Origin of the sequence: Pseudomonas sp. MD195_PC81_125 (genome assembly GCF_014060985.1) — a bacterium.
GTDB classification, from domain to species: Bacteria; Pseudomonadota; Gammaproteobacteria; order Pseudomonadales; family Pseudomonadaceae; genus Aquipseudomonas; species Aquipseudomonas parakoreensis.
On record NZ_JABULD010000894.1, the window covers coordinates 1 to 676 of the forward strand.

Annotated in this window: 1 protein-coding gene; it reads left to right on the top strand. The window is 48.7% G+C overall.

All coding sequences use genetic code 11. From position 1 onward, the window contains the following. Positions 1–282 (top strand): hypothetical protein (locus HT737_RS31485; protein ID WP_220459597.1); only part of this gene is annotated, 282 nt, incomplete at its 5' end. Positions 283–676: the final 394 nt, after the last annotated feature.

Consider the following 676-nt stretch of genomic DNA (forward strand, 5'->3'; position numbering starts at 1 on the left):
TGGAGTGCTCTGGCCGAGCAGATACAGATCGGCACCGATATGCGCCGGTTTCTCCTGCCCCAGACGCGCAAGCAGAAATCTTTTGGCCGCTCCTGCGGGGGCAATGTCATAGACAAATGCGGGCGTACTGGAGCGTCGCCCTTCCCAATCCAATGGATACAGCGCACTGACGGCTTTGGAAAACGAAGAGCCTATGGCTTCAATATTTTCGACAAGTTATGGCGTCTCGTAGCCGAAACTGCAGCGACTTTCGAACCCCATTTCAGGATTGTCGAACCTTAGAATCATGGCGTCGTGCCATTTCCCAGCACTGAATATCTGTAATGTCAGGTTGTACATGTCTCAACACCTGCATTTAAATGCATTTAAACAGGGAATTCATTGTCCTCAGATGCAATATAGTGCATTTCAACAAATGATGGCGCGGTGCAATATGCAACAAAATGCAGATAAAACTGAGTTTAAGATCATCTGAACGCAAAATAATGCAAGTCATCCTCCGACTTCATTCTGTAAGAACCCCTCGCTATACGGACGGCCCGCTAATAACCAAAGGCCCTCCATCAATGCCCTGCAGCGGCGAGATTGGCAGCAACAGTCGCAACCACGGGTTGATCGGGCAGTCGCAGATGAGTTTCTGATCATTACAAGCTGCTAATGGCAATTCAATTTGTAG